We start from the raw sequence: 20,100 nt of genomic DNA on the forward strand, positions 1-20,100 counted from the left end.
GAAGAAAACGTTCCGATCTCGCGTAGAATCGCCCCTTCGTGCAGCTAGTCGATTCTTTCGGCATACTCCGCAACGAACTTCGCAATGTATGTGCTGAGCCCGCGTCCGGCGCGGGCGAGTTGCTTCATTTCCTCGACGCGCGTGCGACCGGGCACGCGATAGTCATACAAGTATGTCCCGCCGCTGACGAAGCGCACCTTGATGCCGTCGCGCAGGATGTCGAATGCTTCGACGCCCGAATTGCCGGCTAGATTTCGATAGGGTTGCATGGCGTCTTCAAGCCGAAACGTGCGCAAACGATTGCGCGTTCAAGGCTGGCCTAAAGTTTCATCGGCCGGGACCGTTAAGGGTGTCATGGATAAAGATCAATTCCCGTTCCTCGACTCGGACGACCCACACTTTCAGCACGCACGCGCGCTGAGCCTCTCGGTGGGTGCGATTCGACGTGCGCAGGGCAAGTGCAGTCCCAACGACTTCCCGGTCGGCTCGCTCGAATGGCACTTCGCCATCGAGGACTTCGCGGGCGACGTCCTGCGCGCGCTGATGGACGAGACCGAAAACATCGACATTCAAGTCGGAGAGCGTCCGCGCGATTGAACGCGCGCACGCCCTTTGCACCTTCCTGCCGCCATTGCGCGGCGATCCGCGTTTATAGCTTCACGCCGCCCGCTTCCGGCGCATCCACGCCGCCTGGCGGAATTGCGCCGCTCGGGCCGACGTCGCTCACGCGGTCGTTCGACCAGTACGGCTCGCGTCCGTAGTGCTGATGCACGGTGCTCGCCCAGACGCGGTCGGCCATCGACGGCCACGAATCCTTGTCGAAGCCCGGCGAGTTGCGCACCTGTTCGGCTGTTGCGTCGATCCGGAAGCAGCGGTTATCGGTATCGAGCGTGAGCGCGCTCCAGGGCACGGCCAGCAGCTTGTCGCCGATGCCGAGAAATCCGCCGCTCGACAGCACCGCATACGCCACGCGTCCGCTCGTCACATCGAGCATGATTTCCTTGAGCGAGCCGACGTCGTGGCCGTCGCTGCTCATCACTGAATTGCCGTCGAGCGTGCTCGCCGCCATGACGTCGGGTCCGGGGCCCGCGGCTGTCGCTGCGCCCTTGCCAACGATCTTCGCGCCTGCCGAAGACGGCTCGGTCGATTGAATCATGATCCGCTCCTTGACCGGTTGTGTAGACGCATTCCGATCAGCAACGGCCGTACCCATGACGCGTCGCGCGTGTCTGCTAAGCTCCGGGTTCGTTCAATCCTGCCGCTGCCCATGATTGCTTTCGAGGAACTGCTCGCCGTCGCGTACAAGAAGGAGCGCATGCAGAGCCGGCGGCTCGCCAGGGGCGCGGGAATATCCGAGCACGCGGCGCTCGTCAGGACACTGGAGAAAGCGGCGGACGGACAGTCCTTGCGCAATCTGATCGATGCGCGCCGCGCCGCGCAAACCCGACACGCGGATGCGCTGCGTTCGCGCGAAAGCCTTCGGGCCGAGCGCGCGGGCCAGGCGAAGCGGCGTAATGCCGAGGTCGACGCCGACGGATGGCGCGGCTGGTTCGACGGCTCTGCGCTGCCGAACCCGGGTCGGCTCGGGATCGGCGGCGTGCTCGTCGGGCCGCGGGGAGAAACCATTGAGATCAGCGTCGCCGCCGGCACGGGCGACAGCAGCGCGGCGGAATATCTCGCGCTGATCGCCGTGCTGGAGGCGGCAGCGCGCGCAGGCGCCACGGATGCGGTGATCTACGGCGACAGCCGTGTCGTGATCGACGACGCAAGCGCGCCGGACGGCGCGGGCATTCGGTCGCTTGCGCACCATGCGGGGCGCGTCCGCGAGCTTGTCGCGCGGATCGGCGATGTGCGGCTGCAGTGGATACCGCGCGCCCGCAACGTGCGCGCCGACGCGCTATCGCGCGGGGCGCTCGGTTCGTCGCGCGCGGCGGTCGAAGCGGCCTGATGGCGGTTCAAGTCCGCCATAAGAAAGTCATAAGCTGCGAAATTCAATAATCGCTTAAGTCAGTTCAGATCGCGGACATCCGCTGTCGGCGTATCGCCGAATGCATCGCTCAATAGATAGTCGGCGACCTTGCGCGCGGACTCCTCGGGCGTCGCGAGCTGGCCATCGCGCTTGAGTGCGTCGAAGCGTTCGCGCATCGGAAAGCGGTCGAGGCCCGTGCCGCGGATTTCGGCTTGCATGTCGGTGTCCACGACGCCCGGCGCGACGCTGCAGATGCGCAGCGCGCGATTGCCGTCGAGTGCGACCGCGCGCGCGTGATGATCGAGCGCCGCCTTAGTCGCGCAGTAGATGCTCCAGCCGGGATAGGCGTTGCGTGCCGCGCCGCTGGAAACATGGACGATGCGCGTATCCGTGGCCTGCGCGCTCGCCTGGACCACGGCCGCGGCAAGCATCAGCGGGGCGGCCACATTCACGCTGACCGCGCGCGCGACGGCGGCCGGCTCTTGATCCGCGAGACTGCCGACCGGCGCGAGCATCCCCGCGTTGTTGACGAGCAGCACGCGCGCCGCTCCGGAGACGAAGCCCGACAAAGTTTCACCCGACAGCCATTCGGTGAGTTTCGGCAGATCGGCCAGATCCAGTTCGATTTCGTGAAGCCGGCCGGGATGGCGCGCGGCGAGTTCGTCGTTGCGCTTTCGGGAAATCGCAAGCACGTCGGCGCCTTGCGCGAGCAAAGCTTCCGCGAGCGCGGCGCCGAGTCCGCGGGTGTGGCCGGTGAGGATGGCGCGAATCTGACTGGACATGGGCATGGGCGTGATGAGGTTGGCTGAAGTCGTCCGATTCTAGCGGCATGCGCCTGCACGTGCCGTCTACGCCCAATCGCGACGATCCGGCAACATGAAAACGCGTCGAGAACGGTCGAACGTTGGTTCCAGGACACAGCGGCGGGACGGGACTTTTTTCTGACTGACAAACCCTGTCGCAAAATTGACAATCCACTTGAAACGAAAACCGCTGGAGACTTTCATGCCGAACCGCCCCAAAGCGTCCCGAACTGCGTCGTCGATCGCCGAGGGCCGCCATGCCGCCGCGCCCGACATGCGCTCGCTCGCGTTTTCGGTCGCGGTATGCGCGATGCTCATCGGCTCGCCGGCGGCGGTCTGGGCACAGAGCTCGGTGCAGCTCTACGGCGAACTCGACGCCGGCGTCGCTTATACCAGCAACGTGGGCGGCCACTCGCAGTATCGTCTGACGAGCGGCACCATCGACGGCAGCTACTGGGGACTGCAAGGTTCCGAGGACCTGGGCGGCGGCGCGCGCGCAATCTTTCGGCTCGAGCGCGGCTTGTCGGTCGCGACGGGCGAAGGTCTCAACGACCATCCGATGTATGTCGGCATCGGCACGGATACGCTCGGAACGGTCACCTTCGGCAGCCAGTACGATTCGATTCACGATTATTTCCAGACCTTCACGCTCACCGGCAACACGGGCGGCACCGCGTTCGCCCACGTGCTCGATAACGACAACGCGAATAACTCGTTCCTTGCCTCGAACTCCGTCAAGTACACCAGCGCGAATTACGGCGGCTTCAGCTTCGGTGGCCTCTACGCGTTCTCCAACGAGGCGGGCGCGTTCTCGGACAACCGCGCGTACAGTGTCGGGGCGAACTACTCGATCGGATCGTTCAATGCGGGCGCGGCCTACTTGCACAACAACGGGCGCGGCAACACGACGATCGGCGCATACGATTCGCTTACGCTGCCCGGCTCCGGCAACACGGTCTTCAACGCGAACGTACAGCGGCAGAACACGTTCGGCATTGGCATGAGCTACGAGTTGGGCGAATTCACGCTGAGCGGCGCGTTTTCCCGCGCGATCAACTCCGGCGTGACCGATGCGGACACCGGCGACGCGATGCCGTCGCTCGCGCTCAACAACTACGAGATCAATGGCATCTACAAGCTGACGCCGGCCATCCAGTTGTCGGGAATGTACGTCTACACCAGCGGCGGCGGAGCGCACTGGCACGAGGGGGCGTTGCAGGTCGACTATCTGCTGTCCAAGCGCACGGACGTGTATCTCGAGTCGATCTATCAGCGCGCGTCGTCGGGCGCGCCGGCGATCATCAACACCAACGATCCGTCGAGCGGCCGCAATCAACTGATGCTGAGCACGGGCATCCGTCATCGTTTCTGAGACTTTTGAGGGCGTCGTGCGCGTGATAACTTAGCCGTCTGTTTTCCGCTGGTCAGCAGGTGCCCCATGTCGCTCCAGACCTTTTCGATCTTCCTGCCCGCATGCTTCGCTATCAACATGGCGTTCGGGCCGAACAACGTTCTGTCGCTGTCGAACGGCGCGCGCGATGGCGTGCGCGCTTCGGTGCTGGCGTCGTCGGGACGGATCGTCGCGTTCGCGATCATGATCGCCATCGCGGGACTGGGGCTCGGCGCGCTGCTGCTGGCGTCGCAGACCCTTTTCACCGCGATCAAGCTGGCCGGTGCGGCCTATCTCGTCTGGATCGGCGTGAAGCTGATGCGGTCGGGGCCGTCGCTCGTCGTCAAGGAAGAGGGTGTGGCGCGCGGCCCTGTGAGTCTCGCGCGGCTCACCAAGCAGGAGTTCTGGGTCGCTGCCGGAAATCCGAAAGCGATACTCGTGTTCACCGCATTCTTCCCGCAGTTCGTCGATCGCAGCGCGTACGCGACGAGCTTCGCGATCCTCGGCGCGACGTTCCTTCTGCTCGAACTGGTGGCGATCGTCATTTACGCCGCCCTGGGTGCGCGCCTGGGTTCGCTTTCGCGCGGCGCGCGTAGCTTCGTCTGGTTCAATCGCGTAAGCGGGGCGCTCATGATCTGTTTCGGTGTCATGCTCGCATTCGTACGCCGCCCTGCGACTTGATTCCCGTGTATCGAAATCGCATTAATCGCGCCGATTATTACGTTGACTCATGGAGAATGACGACGTAATAAGTCCTTAGCGCTATCCGCGAGTGACCCGAATCACAAATAACAACAAAATGCGTCGCTCGTGAATCGCAATACGCTTGCTTTTCGCTGAACCCAGCGACGCGCGTGAAGCGACCCTTCGGTGCGTTCGATATCTGCAACGATCGATTCTCGCCACACGCGAGAATCGCGTCAGGAAAATAGAAGTTCAATGAAAAGTTCAACCACTTGCATATGCGGCCAGGCCGCGTCGCGCGCGCAACTCTCGCACCTCCCCGATATGCTTCACCGCCACGTCTCTTGATTGCAAGCAGACATTCGTCTGCAATCTGCGATAATTTTGAGTTTTACTCGCGGATAATCGCACCCGCGATCGCCACATGCCCTGATCCGCGCGTCTCGTTCATTTGGTTATTTCTTGCGATCGGAAGCTTGGTTTGCGCCGATTCGCTTATTGTTGTCCGAAGGATTTTCTCCGATGCTTACTCACTCGTCCGGCACCTCGCAGACGCGCTCGTTCACGACTGTTTTTCTGATCGAAATGTGGGAGCGCTTCGGCTATTACGGCATGGCTGCGTTGCTCGTGCTGTTCATGGTCGACAAGATCGGGTTCGCCGATGACCACGCCAACCTGACCTGGGGCGCGTTCACCGCGCTCGTGTTTTCGGCGCCGTCGATCGGCGGCTGGATCGGCGACAAGGTGCTCGGCGCGCGCCGCACCATGACCGCCGGCGGGATCGTGCTCGCGCTCGGCTATCTGATGCTCGCGCTGCCCATCGACACGCTCGGTTTCATGTATGCGTCGCTCGGCGTGATCGTCGTCGGCAACGGGCTTTTCAAATCGAACGCGGCGAATCTCGTGCGCCGCATCTACGAGGGCGACGATGCGCGCATCGACAGCGCGTTCACGATCTACTACATGGCCGTGAACATCGGCTCGACCTTCTCGATGCTCGCGACGCCGTGGATCAAGGATCACTGGGGCTGGCACGCCGCGTTCGCCGTGTGCTGCGGCGGCATGGCGCTCGGCCTGCTCAATTTCGCGTTGATGCGTCGAACGCTCGCGCACATCGGCTCCGCGCCGGACGATCAGCCCATTTGCTGGAAGCACGCGTTCGCGGTGGCGGCGGGCGGCATCGCGCTCGCGGCATCGACCGTGTTCGTCCTGCAGCACAAGGCGGTGGCCGTCGCGTGCGTCTACGCGGCGGGCGTCGCGATTCTGGGCATCTTCGGCTACATGCTCACGAAGTGCGACCGCAGCGAGCGCGCCGGGCTCGTCGCCGCGCTGATCCTCACGCTCCAGGTCATTCTGTTTTTCGTCTTTTATCAGCAGATGTCGACGTCGCTCACGCTGTTCGCGCTCCGCAACGTCGATCCGTCGTTCGCGATCGGCGGCGTCGAGCTGTTCACATGGAGCGCCGCGCAGTTCCAGGCGCTCAACCCGATCTGGATCATGCTGCTGAGCCCGATCCTCGCGTTCGTCTACACGCGACAGGCGCGCCGCGGCCGCGATATTCCCGTGGCGGCGAAGTACGCACTGGGCTTCGTCGTCGTCGCGGTCGGTTTCTTCGTCTTCGGTCTGAGCGGACGTTACGCGATCGACGGGCGCGTGTCTTCGTGGTTCATGGTGGCGGGCTACGGTCTTTATTCGCTTGGCGAACTGCTCGTGTCGGGCCTCGGCCTCGCGATGATCGCGCGTTACGTGCCGGTCCGCATGAGCGGTTTCATGATGGGCGCGTATTTCGTCGCGACGGGCGTTTCGCAGTATCTCGGCAGCGTCGTGGCCAACTTTGCGCGCATGCCGTCGGGCAATCTCGAGCCGCTGCAATCGCTGCCGCTCTACACGCATCTGTTCGTCGGGCTCGGCTGGCTTGCGGCGGGCGGCGCGGCGGTCGCCGTGGCACTCCTGCCCGTGCTCGGCAGACTGTCGCGGGCGCATCAGCGTGCTGTGGAGGAGGCCGTGAACGCCGTAGCGAAAGAGCGTGCGCAGCCGGCGGCACGATTGAGTGCAAACAACGTTTGACTTCGATGAATGCTTCGGTCTATAATTTAATTCTTCAGACGCGGGGTGGAGCAGTCTGGCAGCTCGTCGGGCTCATAACCCGAAGGTCGTAGGTTCAAATCCTACCCCCGCAACCAAATCGTCAAGCAAAGAGCCCGGTTCATCCGGGCTCTTTGCTTTTCCGCGCTCGTTTTTTTCGTGCCTAGCACCGGCTAACCTATTCGCGCGAGCTCTCCAACAGAAAATTCATCCCCAAGCACGAAAAGCCTGCATGAGCTTTCACTCATGCAGGCTTTGTGCGATCTTGCCAACTTGTTTCGACTGGGGCGCAACCGAAAGTGCGCAAATCCGCGAGCTTTCACGCGACCTGCGCGCGAAACCGCGACCCGATCGATCTCAGGTTGCGATGCCGATCCTGTCAGGATGGACGAGGGCAGTATGCCCTGCGTCGATCAATAGAATTTCTTCGGCAGTTGCGCGCGACGAATCTGCTTGCGCAGGCGAGCGACAGCAGCAGCTTTCTTGCGCTTGCGCTCGGTCGTCGGCTTTTCATAGGCCATGCGGGACTTGAGCTCTTGAATCAGGCCCGTGCGTTCGACGGTACGGCGGAAACGACGCATGGCGACGTCGAAAGGCTCGTTCTCTTTCAACAGTACTTTAGTCATTGAAATCTCGGTTGATCTGGCCCTGCCAGAATTTAGGGCAAAACGCAATTGTACACTTTTTGAGAGTCGGCCTGCACGCACTTTGTACGAAGACATGCACGCGCGGACTCGGGAATCACATCGTAGGTCGTTGAATCGAGACGACAATCCCGGAATACCCGGGTTCAGAAGCCGCGCGAGCGCACAGGGCGCGAATCGGGTACGGCCTCGCGCGCGTCGGGCTGTTCGATCGTCACGTCCGATTGCGCGAGCGCCACGCACGGCAGAATCCATCCCTCGGCCTGTTCCTCCGACGTCAGTCCCGGCCATTCGACGCGATACGCGATGTCACCATCGACGAGCCGGCACATGCATGCGCGGCACGTGCCGTTGCGGCACGATCGCGGCAGCGACAGTCCCGCTTGCAGCGCTGCTTCGAGCAGCGTGACGCCGTCTCTCACCGCGACGAAGTGCCCGGCGGGCTCGATGACCATCGCGAAGGCGCGCGGCGCGTCGTCGGTCACGCTTTCACCTCGACACCCGCGCGGCCATGGGTGAGATCGCGCAGTTCGGCGGCCGCCGGTTCGCGCGCCGCCGCTGGCATGCGCACGACGAGGCGCACGGTCATGCCGTATTCGCTCTGCACGAGTTCCGCGTCGTGCTGCTCGATCCAACGCCGCACGCGCGCTTCGTCCGCGTAGTCGATGTCGATGCCGATCAACCCGCGCTCGATGCGCTCGATGCGTTCGGCCAGTTGCATCGCGCTGGCGATCGCGTCCGTATAGGCACGCACGAGCCCACCCGCGCCCAGCTTGATGCCGCCGTAATAGCGCACGACGGCGGCCAGCACGCCGTCGACTTCGTGATGCCGCAGCACTTCGAGAATCGGCCGGCCGGCGGTGCCGGAAGGCTCGCCGTCGTCGGACATGCCCGACTGACCGCCCGCGAGCAGCGCCCAGCAGACGTGCGTGGCGGCCGGGTGCTCGGCGCGCAGGCGCCCGAGTTCGCGCATGGCTTCATCGCGGTCCGCAACCGGCAGCGCGAGCGCGATGAAGCGGCTCTTGCGGATGTCGATTTCGGCGCTGACGGCAGAGGCGAGGGTGTACGTTGGCAAAGCAGAAAATGCGCAGAGGCAAAAGGCGAATCATAGCCGCTCAGCGCGACCGGTCATGCCGGGGCGTGCGGGGCCGCGTTCAGCGCGCGCTGCATGAGCACGGTGTCGACCCATCGTCCGTGCTTGAAGCCGACATCGCGCAGCACGCCGGCATGCTCGAAGCCGAGCTGCGCATGCAGCGCGATCGATCCCGCGTTGCCGCTGTTGCCGATCACCGCGATCATCTGCCGCCACGGGCCGCGCCCGCATCGTTCGATGAGCGCCGTGAGCAGCGCGCGCCCGATGCCGCAGCGGCCGAAACCCTCGGCAACATAGACCGAATCCTCGATCGTATGGCGGTAAGCCGAGCGCGGCCGGTAGGCCGACGCATACGCATAGCCCGCCAGTCGGCCATCGAGTTCCGCGACGAGATAGGGCAAACCCGCCGCCGCGATTGCCGCGTGACGCGCGCGCATCTCGTCGACGGAAGGAGCGATCTCCTCGAAGGTCGCGAGCGCGTGCTCGACGTAGTGCGAATAGATGCGCGCGATGGCGTCGAAGTCCCCGGGCGCGGCGTCGCGCACGAGCGGACGGGGGCGGTCGTGTGAGTCCATAGATATCGTTCGATGCAAGGAAAACGCCGTTTCTGGTCATGCCATTTTCGCACGGCGCGCAGTCGGCAAAAAAAGGGCCTGCGGGCCGTGCGGAAGCCCACCAAAAGGTTGAGTTTTCGGGCAAAGAATTCGTTGAACCGGGCGATGCCCGGCCCCTACACTAGGTCGTTTGTCCGAGACTCTCGCATGAGCGGCGCAAGACGAGCCGACGCAGTCGAGCAGGAAACGAAAAACGCGGCGCGCGACATGGCTCGCGCCGCGGTCCATCACACGCAATGAACAACATTCAACGTGGTGCCTTGGCGGCGCTTCTGATCGTCATCGTGGTAATCGCGGCGCTGGCGCCGGCGGGGATCGGCTTTTTGTTCGCGCAGCGCAGCCAGCGGCATGACGAGGCCGAGCGCCTGAACATGGTCGCCGAGGCCGCGCTCTATCGCGCCGAGGAGCTCACGCGGCGTCTTTCCGGTGCGCTCGGGGAGATCGGCAAGGTGGCGGCGACGCCATGCTCGCCGCCGTATCTGAAAGAACTGCGGCGTATCGCGCTCACGCATGAGCAAGTGCGCGATGCGGGCGCATACGATCACGCTGGCCGCTGGCAGTGCTCGTCGCTGCTCGGCGCGGTGTCGGCGGGCGTGCTCGACGGTCTCACGTTGCCGCCGCCGGACTGGCGCTCGCGCGACGGCGTGATGGCGTGGTATGGCCTGTCGCGCCTGCCGGGCGGCAAGTCTTCGCTCGTGATGGGCCGAAACGGTTTTTACATCGCCGCCGATCCATCGCTTTACATCGACGCGCTCGATGCGAACGACGACGTCGCGAGCGGCGTCGCCGTCATCAACACGGACGTGAGCCGCGTGATCGCGACCACGCCCGCCACCGATGCCAACGCCATCCTCGCCGCGTATCGCACCGCGCCGCCCGTGCGCGACTGCGCGCCGTACGTCGTGCGCCGCTCCGTGTCGATGCCGCTCGCGGTCGTCGTGAGCGCGCCGCATCAGACGCTGCATCAGCGCCTGCGCACGCTGCCCTGGGGCTGGCTGCTCGGCGGCGTCGTGGCGGGGCTCCTGTTCGCGAGCTGGGCGGCGTTCTTCGTCGTGCGCCGGCTTTCGCCGCGCGGCCAGCTGAGCGACGCGGTGCGGCGGCACCAGTTCATCGTCGCGTATCAGCCGATCGTCGATCTCGCCACGCGACGCTGCGTCGGCGCCGAAGCGCTCGTGCGCTGGAAATATCACGATCGCATCGTGCGGCCCGATCAATTCATCCCGCTCGCGGAGCATCGCGGGCTGATCCAGGCAATCACGGATCAGGTGCTCGACACGATCCTGCTGGAACTCGGCGACTTCCTCAGGCGCTATCCGGAGTATTACGTGTCGGTGAACCTCTCCGCGCAGGATCTCACGACGCGTCGCTTTCTCGACGTGCTCGGCCCGGCGATCGCGCGGCAAGGCGTGCGGCCGGCGCAGATCCGCATCGAGGCGACCGAGCGCAGCTTTCTCGACGCCGATGCCGCCAAGGAAGTCATCAGCGCGTTCCGGGAAGCAGGCCACGCCGTCTATCTCGACGATTTCGGCACCGGCTATTCGAGCCTCTCGCACTTGCAGAACTTCCGCATCGACGGCCTGAAGATCGACAAGTCCTTCGTCGATACCGTCGGGCAGGACGCGGCGTCGAGCAGCGTCGCCTCGCACATCATCGACATGGCCGTGACGCTCGATGTGCAGGTGATCGCCGAAGGCATCGAGCGCGAGGAGCAGGCCGCGTATCTGCAGGCGCGCGGCGCGCAGTACGGACAGGGCTGGTTCTTCTCCGCGCCGCTTTCGGCGGCGGAATTCATCCGGTATGCGGGCAGGACGCGCGGCGCTTGATCGATACCGAAACGTCCTCACTTAAGTCGTTTCCAGACGAGGCACGATCATGAACGACCAGACAGCCACCGCTTTCCTGCGCGACGTGCGCCATCCGCTGCTTGCGCTTCATCGCAGCGTTCTTGCGCATCTGCGCGCGCGCCACGAGGCCGAGTTCGGGCCGGTGTCGCCGGGCGAATTCCTGCAGATCGTGATCAACGGTTCGGCGTATCGCTGGCTTACGCCGCTTTCGACATTGATCGCCGCCATCGACGACGTGCTCGACGACGACGAAGCCACCGCCGACGCGCACATCGCACATGCGAAGGCGGTTGCCGACATGTTCAGCGCCGGGACGCGCGATCCTGTTTTCGCGGAGCAGTTCCTGCCCTTGCTGCAGGATAGCCCGGAGGTCGCCGTGGCGAACGGGCAGGTCGCGCAGCACGTGCGGAGCGTCGCGCGCGCGTAGAGCGCCTGCGCGCGGTCTATCGAAAATGCGACCTGAAAAATGCAAATTTCGTCGGCCGCGCATGTGCGGGTTTTCCTGTCTGTCGCACGCGGACAGCATTGCGCGGCGGGCAGATGACGGCGCCGCCGCGCGCTTCGTTCTCATGCTGCGTCGCAGCAAACATGGTCCAACGTCATTGAGCGATTGATTTTCGCTTGCGAGTATCGCCGCCAATCGCCGGAGCGCGCCTTTGCATCGCGCGCTCCGTTTCTTTCCGGTCAACACGAAAAGACGTTGGAGGCGACTCTTGAACCTGTACGGCTTTGCTCCGCTCCTCTGGGCGGGCGCCAAAGAGACGCTCGCGCTCGCGGTGCTGTCTCTCGCGGTATCGGTGCTGCTCGGCCTGGCTGGCGCATCCGCGAAACTTTCGCGTCACGCTCCGTGGCGCGCCATCGCGACCGCGTACACGACGCTCATCCGCTCGGTGCCCGATCTCGTATTGATGCTGCTGCTTTTCTACAGCATCCAGATCGCGGTGAACAATCTGACCGATGCGTTCGGCTGGGATCAGTTCGATATCGACCCGTTCACGGCCGGCGTGCTCACGCTCGGCTTCATTTACGGCGCGTACTTCACCGAAACGTTTCGCGGCGCGTTTCTCGCCGTGCCGCGCGGTCAACTGGAAGCGGGCAGCGCATACGGCATGAGCGGCATGCGCGTGTTCGCCCGCATCCTCTTTCCGCAGATGATGCGTTTCGCGTTGCCCGGCATCGGCAATAACTGGCAAGTGCTCGTGAAGGCGACGGCGCTCGTGTCGATCATCGGCCTCGCCGATGTCGTGAAAGCCGCGCAGGACGCGGGCAAGAGCACGTTCAACATGTTCTTCTTCATTCTGATCGCGGCGTTGATCTATCTCGCGATCACGAGCGCGTCGAATCTCGTGCTGATGGCGCTCGAGCGCCGCTATTCGATCGGCGTGCGCCATGCCGAACTCTGATCTCTGCTAGCGAGCGACAAGCCATGATCCAGATCTTCGCCGAATACTGGCGCCCGTTCCTGTACTCCGACGGCATGCGCGCGTCGGGCCTCGTCGTCACGTTATGGCTGCTCGCGACGTCGATCGCGCTCGGCTTCTGCGCGGCGGTGCCGCTCGCCTGCGCGCGGGTGTCGCGCAACCGCTGGCTCTCGACACCCGTGCGCATCTACACCTACGTGTTCCGCGGCACGCCGCTCTACGTGCAACTGCTGCTGCTCTACACGGGCATGTACAGCCTGGAATTCGTGCGCACGCAATCCTTGCTCGAAGCGTTCTTTCGCAGCGGCTTCAACTGCGCGATTCTCGCGTTCGCGCTGAACACCTGCGCCTACACGACCGAAATCTTCGCCGGCGCGATCCGCGCAATTCCGCACGGCGAAGTCGAAGCCGCGCGCGCCTACGGCATGAGCACGTTCACGATGTATCGACGCGTGATCCTGCCGTCGGCGTTGCGCCGCGCCTTGCCTTTGTACAGCAACGAAGTGATTCTGATGCTGCACGCGACCACCGTCGCGTTCACGGCGACCGTGCCGGACATCCTGAAGGTCGCGCGCGATGCGAATTCGGCCACCTATCAATCGTTCGAATCGTTCGGCATCGCGGCGCTCCTCTACGTGGCGATCTCGTTCGCGCTCGTCGCGGCATTCCGGCGCGCGGAGCGGCACTGGCTCGCGTACCTGCGGCCGGCGGGCCCGGCGCATGGGGCGCGGCGTGCCTGAGCGGTAGAATTCGAAACCATGCATCAGTCCCTGTCATCACCCGAGGAGAAAGCGTTGGAGCCAACCGCCAAAGACGTCGCGACCAAGCTCGTCGCCGAGGACATTCACAAGCGCTACGGCGACAACGAAGTGTTGAAGGGCGTCTCGCTCGCCGCTCGCGCCGGCGATGTCATCAGCATCATCGGCGCGAGCGGCTCGGGCAAGAGCACGTTTTTGCGCTGCATCAACTTTCTCGAGCGGCCGAACGCGGGGCAAATCATCGTCGATGGGGAAACCGTGCGCACGAAGGCCGACCGCGCCGGCAATCTCGAAGTCGCGGATCACAAGCAGTTGCAGCGCGTGCGCACCAAGCTCGCGATGGTGTTTCAGCATTTCAATCTCTGGTCGCACATGACGGCCATCGAGAACGTGATGGAAGCGCCGATCCACGTGCTCGGCGTGTCGAAGAAGGAAGCGGAGGATCGTGCGCGCACGTATCTGGAGAAAGTGGGCCTGCCGCCGCGCGTCGAGAAGCAGTATCCGTCGCACTTGTCGGGCGGGCAGCAGCAGCGCGTCGCGATTGCGCGCGCGCTCGCGATGCATCCCGATGTCATGCTCTTCGACGAACCCACGTCCGCGCTCGATCCCGAACTCGTCGGCGAAGTGCTGAAGGTGATGCAGAAGCTCGCCGAGGAAGGCCGCACGATGATCGTCGTCACGCACGAGATGGGCTTTGCGCGCAACGTGTCGAACCACGTGATGTTCCTGCATCAGGGGCGCACGGAAGAAGAGGGCGCGCCTGCGGAAGTGCTGAGCGTCCCAAAGAGCGAGCGTCTTCGGCAGTTCCTGTCGGGCAGCCTGAAATAACGTGGCAGGCGCGCCGCTGCAGGTTGCGATCGTCGCGCTCCCGCCGATGTCGATGAGCGGCATCGGCACGATCATCGACTGTCTCTCTCTCGCCAACGAGATCGACGGCCATCGTCTCTACGAATGGCGCATCTGTTCCTGGGACGGCCGGCCCGTGCCGCTTTCGGGCGGTGCGCAACTCCCGGCCGATTGCGCATTCAACGACGCGGTGCGTTGCGACTGGCTCATCGTCGTGTCGGAGCGCTATCAGCAGTTCGCCGACTACCGCCTCTTTCTCGCGAGCCTCGCGCGCGTCGCGCCGCGCACGCCGCTCGTCACCGGCATTCATCACGGCGTATGGTGGCTCGCGATGGCCGGCCAGCTCGCGCAATACCGCGTCGCGGTGAACTGGGAAACGTATCAGCAATTCACCGAGCAGTTCGAGCGCGCGATCGTCAGTCAGCAGATTTTCGAAATCGACCGCGACCGCGCCACATGTTCCGGCGGCCAGGCGAGCATCGACTTCATGCTCGCGATGATTGCGCGCGATCACGGCCCGGATCTCGCGGAGCGCATCGCGGATTCGCTCGGCATCGGCACCTTGCGCGCGGGCACGGAGCGTCAGCGCATCCCGTTCGTCACCGCGCCGGGCGAGCGTCACCCGCGCCTGAACGATGCGCTGCAACTGATGGAAGCGAACATCGAAGATCCGCTCGCCACCGATGAAATCGCGAGTCTCGTCGGCATTTCGCGGCGGCAGCTCGAGCGGCTCTTTCGCCAGTACCTCGGCGCAATGCCCTCGAAGTACTACCTCAACCTGCGCCTCACGAAAGCGCGCACGCAGTTGCAGCGCACGAGCAAATCCGTGGTGCAGATCAGCCTCGCGTGCGGCTTTTCCTCGGCGGCGCATTTCTCCAATGCGTACCGCGACCGCTTCGGCGTGACGCCGCGCGAGGAGCGCCGCAACTGGATCGAAAAGCAGCGCGGCGGCGCCATCGACGAGCCGCGCGGCGGCGCGCTGATCGAGCCGCCCGAACCCGCCTGAAGGCTGCGAAAAAACCCCATCGAAGCATGTCGCGAACGCGCAAGACGGAACGCGCGCGATTGCCTAATATCGAAGCTGATTGCCAAGAACCGGTGCTGACACCGATGCACGAACCTGACGAGGAGTGGCTCATGACCGACATCACAGTGAATCGCGGTACATTCGACGAAGTAATGGTCCCGGTATTCGCACCGGCCAATTTCGTGCCCGACCGGGGCCGCGGCTCGCGCGTATGGGACACCGAAGGCCGCGATTATGTCGATTTCGCCGGCGGCATCGCGGTAACGGCGCTGGGCCACGGTCATCCCGAATTACTGAAAGTGCTGCACGAGCAGGGCGAAAAGCTCTGGCATATCGGCAACGGCTACACCAATGCGCCGGTGTTGCGCCTCGCGAAACGCCTGACCGATCTGACCTTCGCCGATCGCGCGTTCTTCGCGAACTCGGGCGCGGAAGCGAACGAAGCGGCGCTCAAGCTCGCGCGCCGCTATGCGATCGACAATCACGGCGAGGACAAGATCGAGATCATCTCGTTTACGCAGTCGTTCCACGGCCGCACGTTTTTCACGGTGAGCGTCGGCGGCCAGCCGAAGTACGCCGAAGGCTTCGGCCCGCAGCCGCAGGGTATCCGTCATCTGCCGTACAACGATCTGCCAAAGGCGCTCGAAGCCATCGGCCCGAAGACGTGCGCGGTCATCGTCGAACCGGTGCAGGGCGAAGGCGGCGTGCTGCCCGCCGATCCCGCGTTCCTGAAGGGCCTGCGCGAAGCGTGCGACAAGCACGGTGCGCTGCTCATTTTCGATGAAGTGCAGACGGGCGTCGGCCGCACGGGCACGTTCTACGCGTACATGCAGTACGGCGTGACGCCCGACATCCTCACGAGCGCGAAGGCGCTGGGCAACGGCTTCCCCATCGGCGTGATGCTCACGACCAGCGAGATCGCCGCGCATTTCAAGGTCGGCGTCCACGGCACGACGTATGGCGGCAATCCGCTCGGCGCGTCGATCGCGGAGAAGGTCGTCGAGCTCATCAGCGATCCGAAGCTGCTCGAAGGCGTGAACGAGCGCAGCCGCGCGATCAAAACGCATCTGGAGCGTCTCAACGAGCGCTTCGGCATGTTCAAGGAGATTCGCGGACGCGGTCTCCTGATCGGCGCGGAGCTGAACGACGCATACAAGGACCGCGCGAAGGACGTGCTCAATGCGGCGGCGGCGAACGGCGTCATCATGCTGATCGCCGGGCCGAACGTGCTGCGCTTCGCGCCGTCGCTCATCATGCCGATGGCCGATCTCGACGAGGGCTTCGCGCGCATCGGCAAGGCGATCGAGCAGGTCGTCGGCACCGCGGCCGTCAAGTGATCAACAGGACCCGATGATGCTATTCGTTCGTCCCGCAAGACTCTCCGATCTCGACGAGCTCGAACGGATGGCGCGCGCAGCGCTTCCCGTGCTGCACTCGCTGCCGCGCGACCGGCGCGCGCTCGAAACGCGCGTCGCGTTGTCGGAAGACTCGTTTCGCGCCGAAGTCGAATTCCCCGGCGAGGAGTTCTATCTCTTCGTGCTCGAAGATGCGCAAACGGGCCGGCTGCTCGGCACGTCGAGCATCGTCGCGTCGGCGGGGTATTCCGAGCCGTTCTACGCGTTTCGCAACGACGCGCTGATTCACGCGTCGCGCGAGCTCAAGGTGAACCGCAAGATCCACGCGCTCACGATGTCGCACGAACTGACGGGCAAGAGCCGTCTGACGGGTTTCTACATCGATCCGTCGCTGCGCAACGAAGCGAACGAAGCGGCGGCACATCTGCTGTCGCGCGCACGCATGATCTACATCGCGGCGAACCGCAAGCGCTTCTCGAGCGAAGTCTTTTCGCTGATGCTCGGCGTCACCGACGACACCGGCGCCTCGCCATTCTGGGATGCGGTGGGCCGCAAGTTCTTCGGTCGCGACTTCGAGCAGGTGGAAGCGGAATCGGGCGGACGCAGCCGCACGTTCATCGCGGAAGTGATGCCGAGCTATCCGCTCTATGTGCCTTTGCTGCCAGGCGAAGCGCAGCGCGTGCTCGGCGAGCCGAACGAAGGCACGCTGCTCGCTTACGACATCCATCTCGAAGAAGGCTTCGAGCCGGATCGTTTCGTCGATATCTTCGATGCGGGCCCGGTGCTCACCATCGCCGTCGGCAAGAGCGCATCGGCGAGTTCGAGCGAGCTGCGCACGGTGCGCGAGGGCGCATCCGAAAGCGGCGCGCCGTATATCGTCGCCGCAGGCGGGGCGCATGAGTTCCGCTGCATCGTCGCCGGACTGGCGGGAACGCGCGCCGACGGCGCCGCATTGACCGCCGCCGCGCGCGCCGCGCTCGGCGTGGAGGACAAGGACACGGTGCGTTGCGTGCCGTTGCATCAGGCATCGGGAGAATTGCAATGATCGTCGTGCGTTGCACGCAGCCGGGCGATGTCGATGCGCTCGTCGCGCTCGCCCAGGAAACGGGTCCCGGACTCACCACGTTCAAGCCGGATCGCGGCGCGCTCGCGGCACGCGTCGAACGTGCGCGCCGCACGCTCGCCGGCGAGGCGCAGGCCTTCGAAGCGGGCTACTTCTTCGTGATGGAAGACACCGCGACGGGCGATGTCGCCGGTGTGTGCGGCATCGAAACGGAAGTCGGGCTGGAGCAGCCGTTCTACAACTATCGCGTGTCGACGGTCGTGCATGCGAGCAAGGACATGGGCGTATGGACGCGCATGTCGCTGCTCAACATCTCGCACGATCTGACGGGTTATGCGGAAGTGTGCTCGCTGTTCCTGAGCCCGCGTTATCGGACGGCGGGTGTGGGCGGCTTGCTGTCGCGCTCGCGCTTCATGTTCATCGCGCAGTTCACGGATCGCTTTCCGCAGCGCCTGTGCGCGGAACTGCGCGGACACTTCGACGAGAACGGCGAGTCGCCGTTCTGGGACGCGGTCGGCTCGCACTTCTATCAGATCGATTTCAACGAAGCGGATTACCTGAGCTCGCACGGCAAGAAGTCTTTCGTCGCCGAGTTGATGCCGCGCTACCCGGTGTATCTCGACTTGCTGCCGGATGCGGCGCAACGCGCGGTCGGCGTCACGCACAAGGACACGGCGCCCGCGCGCAAGATGCTCGAAGCGGAAGGGCTGCGTTACGAGAACCACGTCGATATCTTCGATGCGGGCCCGGTGCTCGAATGCCATACGACAGACTTGCGCACCGTGCGTGAGAGCGTGGTCGCCCGCGTGCGCATCGGCGATCGCACGCAGACGGACAGCGACGCGAAGAGCCTCGTATCGAACACGCTGCTCGAAGACTTCCGCTGCGGCGCGACGACGGGCGCGGTCGAGAACGGCGCGTTTGTGCTGACGGCGGAAGAAGCCGCCGCATTGCGCGTGAAGGAAGGCGACAACGTGCGCGTGCTGACGTCTTATCCGCGCGCGAAGTGAACGAGAGAGAACATGGATATTTCTAACCAGTTGTATATCGGCGGTGATTGGCAGGACGGCAAGGGCGCCGCGTTTGCATCGCGCAATCCGGGCTCCGACGAGATCGTATGGCAAGGCCGGGGCGCATCGGCGCAAGACGTGGATCGCGCGGTGTCGTCGGCGCGGCGCGCGTTCGCTTCCTGGTCCGCGCTGTCGTTCGATGAGCGTGTCGCGATCGCCAAACGCTTCGCGGCCCTGCTCAACGAAAACAAGGACGCGCTCGCGAGCGCGATCGGCCGCGAGACCGGCAAGCCGCTGTGGGAAGCGCGCACGGAAGTCGCATCGATGGCCGCCAAAGTCGATATTTCCGTGCAGGCGTATCACGAGCGAACCGGCGAAAAGCGGGCGCCGATGGCCGATGGCGTCGCGGTGCTACGGCATCGTCCGCATGGTGTCGTCGCCGTGTTCGGGCCATACAACTTTCCGGGCCACTTGCCGAACGGGCATATCGTGCCTGCGCTGGTCGCCGGCAATACGGTCGTGTTCAAGCCATCGGAACTCGCGCCCGGCGTGGCGGCTGCGACGCTCGCGCTGTGGATTCAGGCCGGACTGCCGGCTGGCGTGCTCAATCTCGTGCAGGGCGAGAAGGATACGGGCGTCGCGCTCGCGAATCACCGGCAGATCGACGGGCTGTTCTTCACCGGCAGCTCCGACACGGGCACGCTGCTGCACAAGCAGTTCGGCGGGCGTCCCGAAATCGTGCTTGCGCTGGAGATGGGCGGCAACAATCCGCTCGTCGTCGCGAACGTCGAGGACGTCGATGCAGCCGTACATCACACGATCCAGTCGGCGTTTCTGTCGGCGGGGCAGCGCTGCACGTGCGCGCGCCGTCTCTTCGTTCCCGACGATGCCTTCGGCGAGCGCTTCATGCAGCGCTTCACCGAGGTGAGCGCCAACATCCGTGTCGGCAAGTTCGACGACGAACCGCAGCCGTACATGGGCGCCGTGATTTCGGCGCGTGCGGCGGCGCGCCTCGTCGATGCGCAGGCGCGCCTCATCGAAGCGGGCGCGAAGCCGGTGCTGGAAATGGTGCAGCGCGCGGCGAATCTCGGCTTCGTGTCGCCCGCGATCCTCGACGTGACGAACGCCCGCGACGTGCCCGACGAAGAGCACTTCGGCCCGATGGTGCAGGTGACGCGCTACCAGACCTTCGACGAAGCGATCGAGCGCGCGAACGATACCGCGTACGGCCTTTCCGCAGGCCTGCTCGCCGACGACGAAGCCGCATGGAAGCACTTCCAGCGCACGATCCGCGCGGGCATCGTCAACTGGAACCGGCCGACCAATGGCGCATCGTCGGCGGCGCCGTTCGGCGGCATCGGACGCTCGGGCAATCAGCGGCCGAGCGCGTATTACGCGGCGGACTACTGCTCCTATCCGATGGCATCGGTGGAAAGCGCGCAATTGCAGATGCCCGCGAGCGTGTCGCCGGGACTCACGTTTTAAGTACGGGAA

The 20,100-nt window shown here is 64.4% G+C and carries 22 protein-coding genes and 1 tRNA gene; 16 read left to right on the forward strand and 7 right to left on the reverse strand.

The window, feature by feature from the left end; translation table 11 throughout:
• Positions 1–44: 44 nt before the first annotated feature.
• Complete coding sequence (locus NCT32_RS05065; protein ID WP_061120117.1) at positions 45–269, reverse strand: hypothetical protein; 225 nt, start codon at positions 267–269, stop codon at positions 45–47.
• A gap of 85 nt (positions 270–354) precedes the next feature.
• Here NCT32_RS05065 and NCT32_RS05070 point away from each other — a divergent pair, with 85 nt between their 5' ends.
• A complete protein-coding gene (locus NCT32_RS05070) occupies positions 355–597 on the forward strand; it encodes a hypothetical protein (protein WP_061120116.1) in 243 nt (80 codons plus the stop codon).
• A 52-nt stretch (positions 598–649) separates the two neighbouring features.
• On the opposite strand, the gene NCT32_RS05075 is transcribed toward NCT32_RS05070, so the two are convergent.
• On the reverse strand, positions 650–1,156 hold the full coding sequence (locus tag NCT32_RS05075) for a PRC-barrel domain-containing protein (protein ID WP_061120115.1): 507 nt from the start codon (positions 1,154–1,156) through the stop codon (positions 650–652).
• On the opposite strand from NCT32_RS05075, the gene NCT32_RS05080 reads away from it, so the two are divergent.
• Positions 1,148–1,948, forward strand: coding sequence for a ribonuclease HI family protein (locus NCT32_RS05080; RefSeq protein WP_250476523.1), 801 nt, complete (start codon positions 1,148–1,150; stop codon positions 1,946–1,948). The two genes, NCT32_RS05075 and NCT32_RS05080, sit on opposite strands and share 9 nt — an antisense overlap.
• A 59-nt stretch (positions 1,949–2,007) precedes the next feature.
• Here the strand turns inward: NCT32_RS05080 and NCT32_RS05085 are convergent, their stop codons facing one another.
• Positions 2,008–2,757, reverse strand: a complete 750-nt coding sequence (locus NCT32_RS05085; RefSeq protein ID WP_061120113.1) for an SDR family oxidoreductase — start codon at positions 2,755–2,757, stop codon at positions 2,008–2,010.
• Between the two features lie 289 nt (positions 2,758–3,046).
• On the opposite strand from NCT32_RS05085, the gene NCT32_RS05090 reads away from it, so the two are divergent.
• The 4 genes from NCT32_RS05090 (at position 3,047) to NCT32_RS05105 (ending at position 7,029) form a co-directional block, all read left to right on the forward strand.
• On the forward strand, positions 3,047–4,144 hold the full coding sequence (locus tag NCT32_RS05090) for a porin (protein WP_061120158.1): 1,098 nt from the start codon (positions 3,047–3,049) through the stop codon (positions 4,142–4,144).
• A gap of 66 nt (positions 4,145–4,210) precedes the next feature.
• Positions 4,211–4,843, forward strand: a complete 633-nt coding sequence (locus NCT32_RS05095) for a LysE family translocator (RefSeq protein WP_061120112.1) — start codon at positions 4,211–4,213, stop codon at positions 4,841–4,843.
• Positions 4,844–5,368: 525 nt separating this feature from the next.
• Positions 5,369–6,913, forward strand: coding sequence for a peptide MFS transporter (locus tag NCT32_RS05100; RefSeq protein WP_061120111.1), 1,545 nt, complete (start codon positions 5,369–5,371; stop codon positions 6,911–6,913).
• Positions 6,914–6,952: 39 nt separating this feature from the next.
• Positions 6,953–7,029: transfer RNA gene (locus NCT32_RS05105), tRNA-Met, on the forward strand.
• A gap of 315 nt (positions 7,030–7,344) precedes the next feature.
• Here the strand turns inward: NCT32_RS05105 and rpsU are convergent.
• From rpsU to NCT32_RS05125, 4 genes are all read right to left on the reverse strand, one after another.
• Positions 7,345–7,557, reverse strand: coding sequence for a 30S ribosomal protein S21 (gene rpsU, locus NCT32_RS05110; protein ID WP_006999077.1), 213 nt, complete (start codon positions 7,555–7,557; stop codon positions 7,345–7,347).
• Between the two features lie 164 nt (positions 7,558–7,721).
• The gene (locus tag NCT32_RS05115) at positions 7,722–8,030 is read right to left on the reverse strand and encodes a 2Fe-2S iron-sulfur cluster-binding protein (protein ID WP_086961388.1); all 309 of its coding nucleotides are present in this window, start codon (positions 8,028–8,030) and stop codon (positions 7,722–7,724) included.
• Between the two features lie 26 nt (positions 8,031–8,056).
• A complete protein-coding gene (locus NCT32_RS05120; RefSeq protein WP_061120109.1) occupies positions 8,057–8,650 on the reverse strand; it encodes a YigZ family protein in 594 nt (197 codons plus the stop codon).
• Positions 8,651–8,703: 53 nt separating this feature from the next.
• Positions 8,704–9,243, reverse strand: a complete 540-nt coding sequence (locus NCT32_RS05125; RefSeq protein WP_061120108.1) for a GNAT family N-acetyltransferase — start codon at positions 9,241–9,243, stop codon at positions 8,704–8,706.
• A gap of 275 nt (positions 9,244–9,518) precedes the next feature.
• On the opposite strand from NCT32_RS05125, the gene NCT32_RS05130 reads away from it, so the two are divergent.
• From NCT32_RS05130 to astD, 10 genes are all read left to right on the forward strand, one after another.
• A complete protein-coding gene (locus tag NCT32_RS05130; RefSeq protein ID WP_061120107.1) occupies positions 9,519–11,105 on the forward strand; it encodes an EAL domain-containing protein in 1,587 nt (528 codons plus the stop codon).
• Positions 11,106–11,154: 49 nt separating this feature from the next.
• Positions 11,155–11,553 (forward strand): hypothetical protein, encoded by a 399-nt coding sequence (locus tag NCT32_RS05135; protein WP_061120106.1) that lies wholly within the window; start codon positions 11,155–11,157, stop codon positions 11,551–11,553.
• A gap of 286 nt (positions 11,554–11,839) precedes the next feature.
• Positions 11,840–12,529 carry an ABC transporter permease gene (locus NCT32_RS05140; RefSeq protein WP_061120157.1) on the forward strand — a complete coding sequence of 230 codons (690 nt, stop codon included), beginning with the start codon at positions 11,840–11,842 and terminating at the stop codon, positions 12,527–12,529.
• 23 nt (positions 12,530–12,552) lie between these two features.
• Positions 12,553–13,287: an ABC transporter permease gene (locus tag NCT32_RS05145; RefSeq protein WP_061120105.1), complete on the forward strand. Its 735-nt coding sequence runs from the start codon at positions 12,553–12,555 to the stop codon at positions 13,285–13,287.
• Between the two features lie 18 nt (positions 13,288–13,305).
• Entirely contained in the window at positions 13,306–14,133 is an 828-nt protein-coding gene (locus NCT32_RS05150; protein ID WP_061120104.1) for an ATP-binding cassette domain-containing protein, read from the forward strand.
• A 46-nt stretch (positions 14,134–14,179) separates the two neighbouring features.
• Complete coding sequence (locus tag NCT32_RS05155) at positions 14,180–15,157, forward strand: GlxA family transcriptional regulator (protein ID WP_250476537.1); 978 nt, start codon at positions 14,180–14,182, stop codon at positions 15,155–15,157.
• A gap of 131 nt (positions 15,158–15,288) precedes the next feature.
• Complete coding sequence (locus NCT32_RS05160; RefSeq protein WP_061120155.1) at positions 15,289–16,515, forward strand: aspartate aminotransferase family protein; 1,227 nt, start codon at positions 15,289–15,291, stop codon at positions 16,513–16,515.
• 16 nt (positions 16,516–16,531) lie between these two features.
• Positions 16,532–17,578, forward strand: a complete 1,047-nt coding sequence (aruF, locus tag NCT32_RS05165; RefSeq protein ID WP_061120154.1) for an arginine/ornithine succinyltransferase subunit alpha — start codon at positions 16,532–16,534, stop codon at positions 17,576–17,578.
• A complete protein-coding gene (astA, locus tag NCT32_RS05170) occupies positions 17,575–18,606 on the forward strand; it encodes an arginine N-succinyltransferase (protein ID WP_061120103.1) in 1,032 nt (343 codons plus the stop codon). Before aruF ends, astA begins: the two co-directional genes overlap by 4 nt.
• A gap of 12 nt (positions 18,607–18,618) precedes the next feature.
• A complete protein-coding gene (gene astD / locus NCT32_RS05175) occupies positions 18,619–20,091 on the forward strand; it encodes a succinylglutamate-semialdehyde dehydrogenase (RefSeq protein ID WP_061120102.1) in 1,473 nt (490 codons plus the stop codon).
• The last annotated feature ends 9 nt before the right edge of the window (positions 20,092–20,100 follow it).

Origin of the sequence: Caballeronia sp. INML2 (genome assembly GCF_023631365.1) — a bacterium.
Lineage (GTDB): Bacteria > Pseudomonadota > Gammaproteobacteria > Burkholderiales > Burkholderiaceae > Caballeronia > Caballeronia turbans.

Coding starts and splice junctions, on each gene's coding strand:
- aruF (WP_061120154.1), top strand. CDS start 16,532: ATGCTATTCGTTCGTCCCGCAAGACTCTCCGATCTCGACGAGCTCGAA.
- NCT32_RS05075 (WP_061120115.1), bottom strand. CDS start 1,156: ATGATTCAATCGACCGAGCCGTCTTCGGCAGGCGCGAAGATCGTTGGC.
- NCT32_RS05145 (WP_061120105.1), top strand. CDS start 12,553: ATGATCCAGATCTTCGCCGAATACTGGCGCCCGTTCCTGTACTCCGAC.
- NCT32_RS05115 (WP_086961388.1), bottom strand. CDS start 8,030: ATGGTCATCGAGCCCGCCGGGCACTTCGTCGCGGTGAGAGACGGCGTC.
- NCT32_RS05130 (WP_061120107.1), top strand. CDS start 9,519: ATGAACAACATTCAACGTGGTGCCTTGGCGGCGCTTCTGATCGTCATC.
- NCT32_RS05155 (WP_250476537.1), top strand. CDS start 14,180: ATGTCGATGAGCGGCATCGGCACGATCATCGACTGTCTCTCTCTCGCC.
- NCT32_RS05070 (WP_061120116.1), top strand. CDS start 355: ATGGATAAAGATCAATTCCCGTTCCTCGACTCGGACGACCCACACTTT.
- rpsU (WP_006999077.1), bottom strand. CDS start 7,557: ATGACTAAAGTACTGTTGAAAGAGAACGAGCCTTTCGACGTCGCCATG.
- NCT32_RS05100 (WP_061120111.1), top strand. CDS start 5,369: ATGCTTACTCACTCGTCCGGCACCTCGCAGACGCGCTCGTTCACGACT.
- NCT32_RS05160 (WP_061120155.1), top strand. CDS start 15,289: ATGACCGACATCACAGTGAATCGCGGTACATTCGACGAAGTAATGGTC.
- NCT32_RS05150 (WP_061120104.1), top strand. CDS start 13,306: ATGCATCAGTCCCTGTCATCACCCGAGGAGAAAGCGTTGGAGCCAACC.
- NCT32_RS05095 (WP_061120112.1), top strand. CDS start 4,211: ATGTCGCTCCAGACCTTTTCGATCTTCCTGCCCGCATGCTTCGCTATC.
- NCT32_RS05090 (WP_061120158.1), top strand. CDS start 3,047: ATGCGCTCGCTCGCGTTTTCGGTCGCGGTATGCGCGATGCTCATCGGC.
- NCT32_RS05085 (WP_061120113.1), bottom strand. CDS start 2,757: ATGCCCATGTCCAGTCAGATTCGCGCCATCCTCACCGGCCACACCCGC.
- astD (WP_061120102.1), top strand. CDS start 18,619: ATGGATATTTCTAACCAGTTGTATATCGGCGGTGATTGGCAGGACGGC.
- NCT32_RS05125 (WP_061120108.1), bottom strand. CDS start 9,243: ATGGACTCACACGACCGCCCCCGTCCGCTCGTGCGCGACGCCGCGCCC.
- NCT32_RS05065 (WP_061120117.1), bottom strand. CDS start 269: ATGCAACCCTATCGAAATCTAGCCGGCAATTCGGGCGTCGAAGCATTC.
- astA (WP_061120103.1), top strand. CDS start 17,575: ATGATCGTCGTGCGTTGCACGCAGCCGGGCGATGTCGATGCGCTCGTC.
- NCT32_RS05135 (WP_061120106.1), top strand. CDS start 11,155: ATGAACGACCAGACAGCCACCGCTTTCCTGCGCGACGTGCGCCATCCG.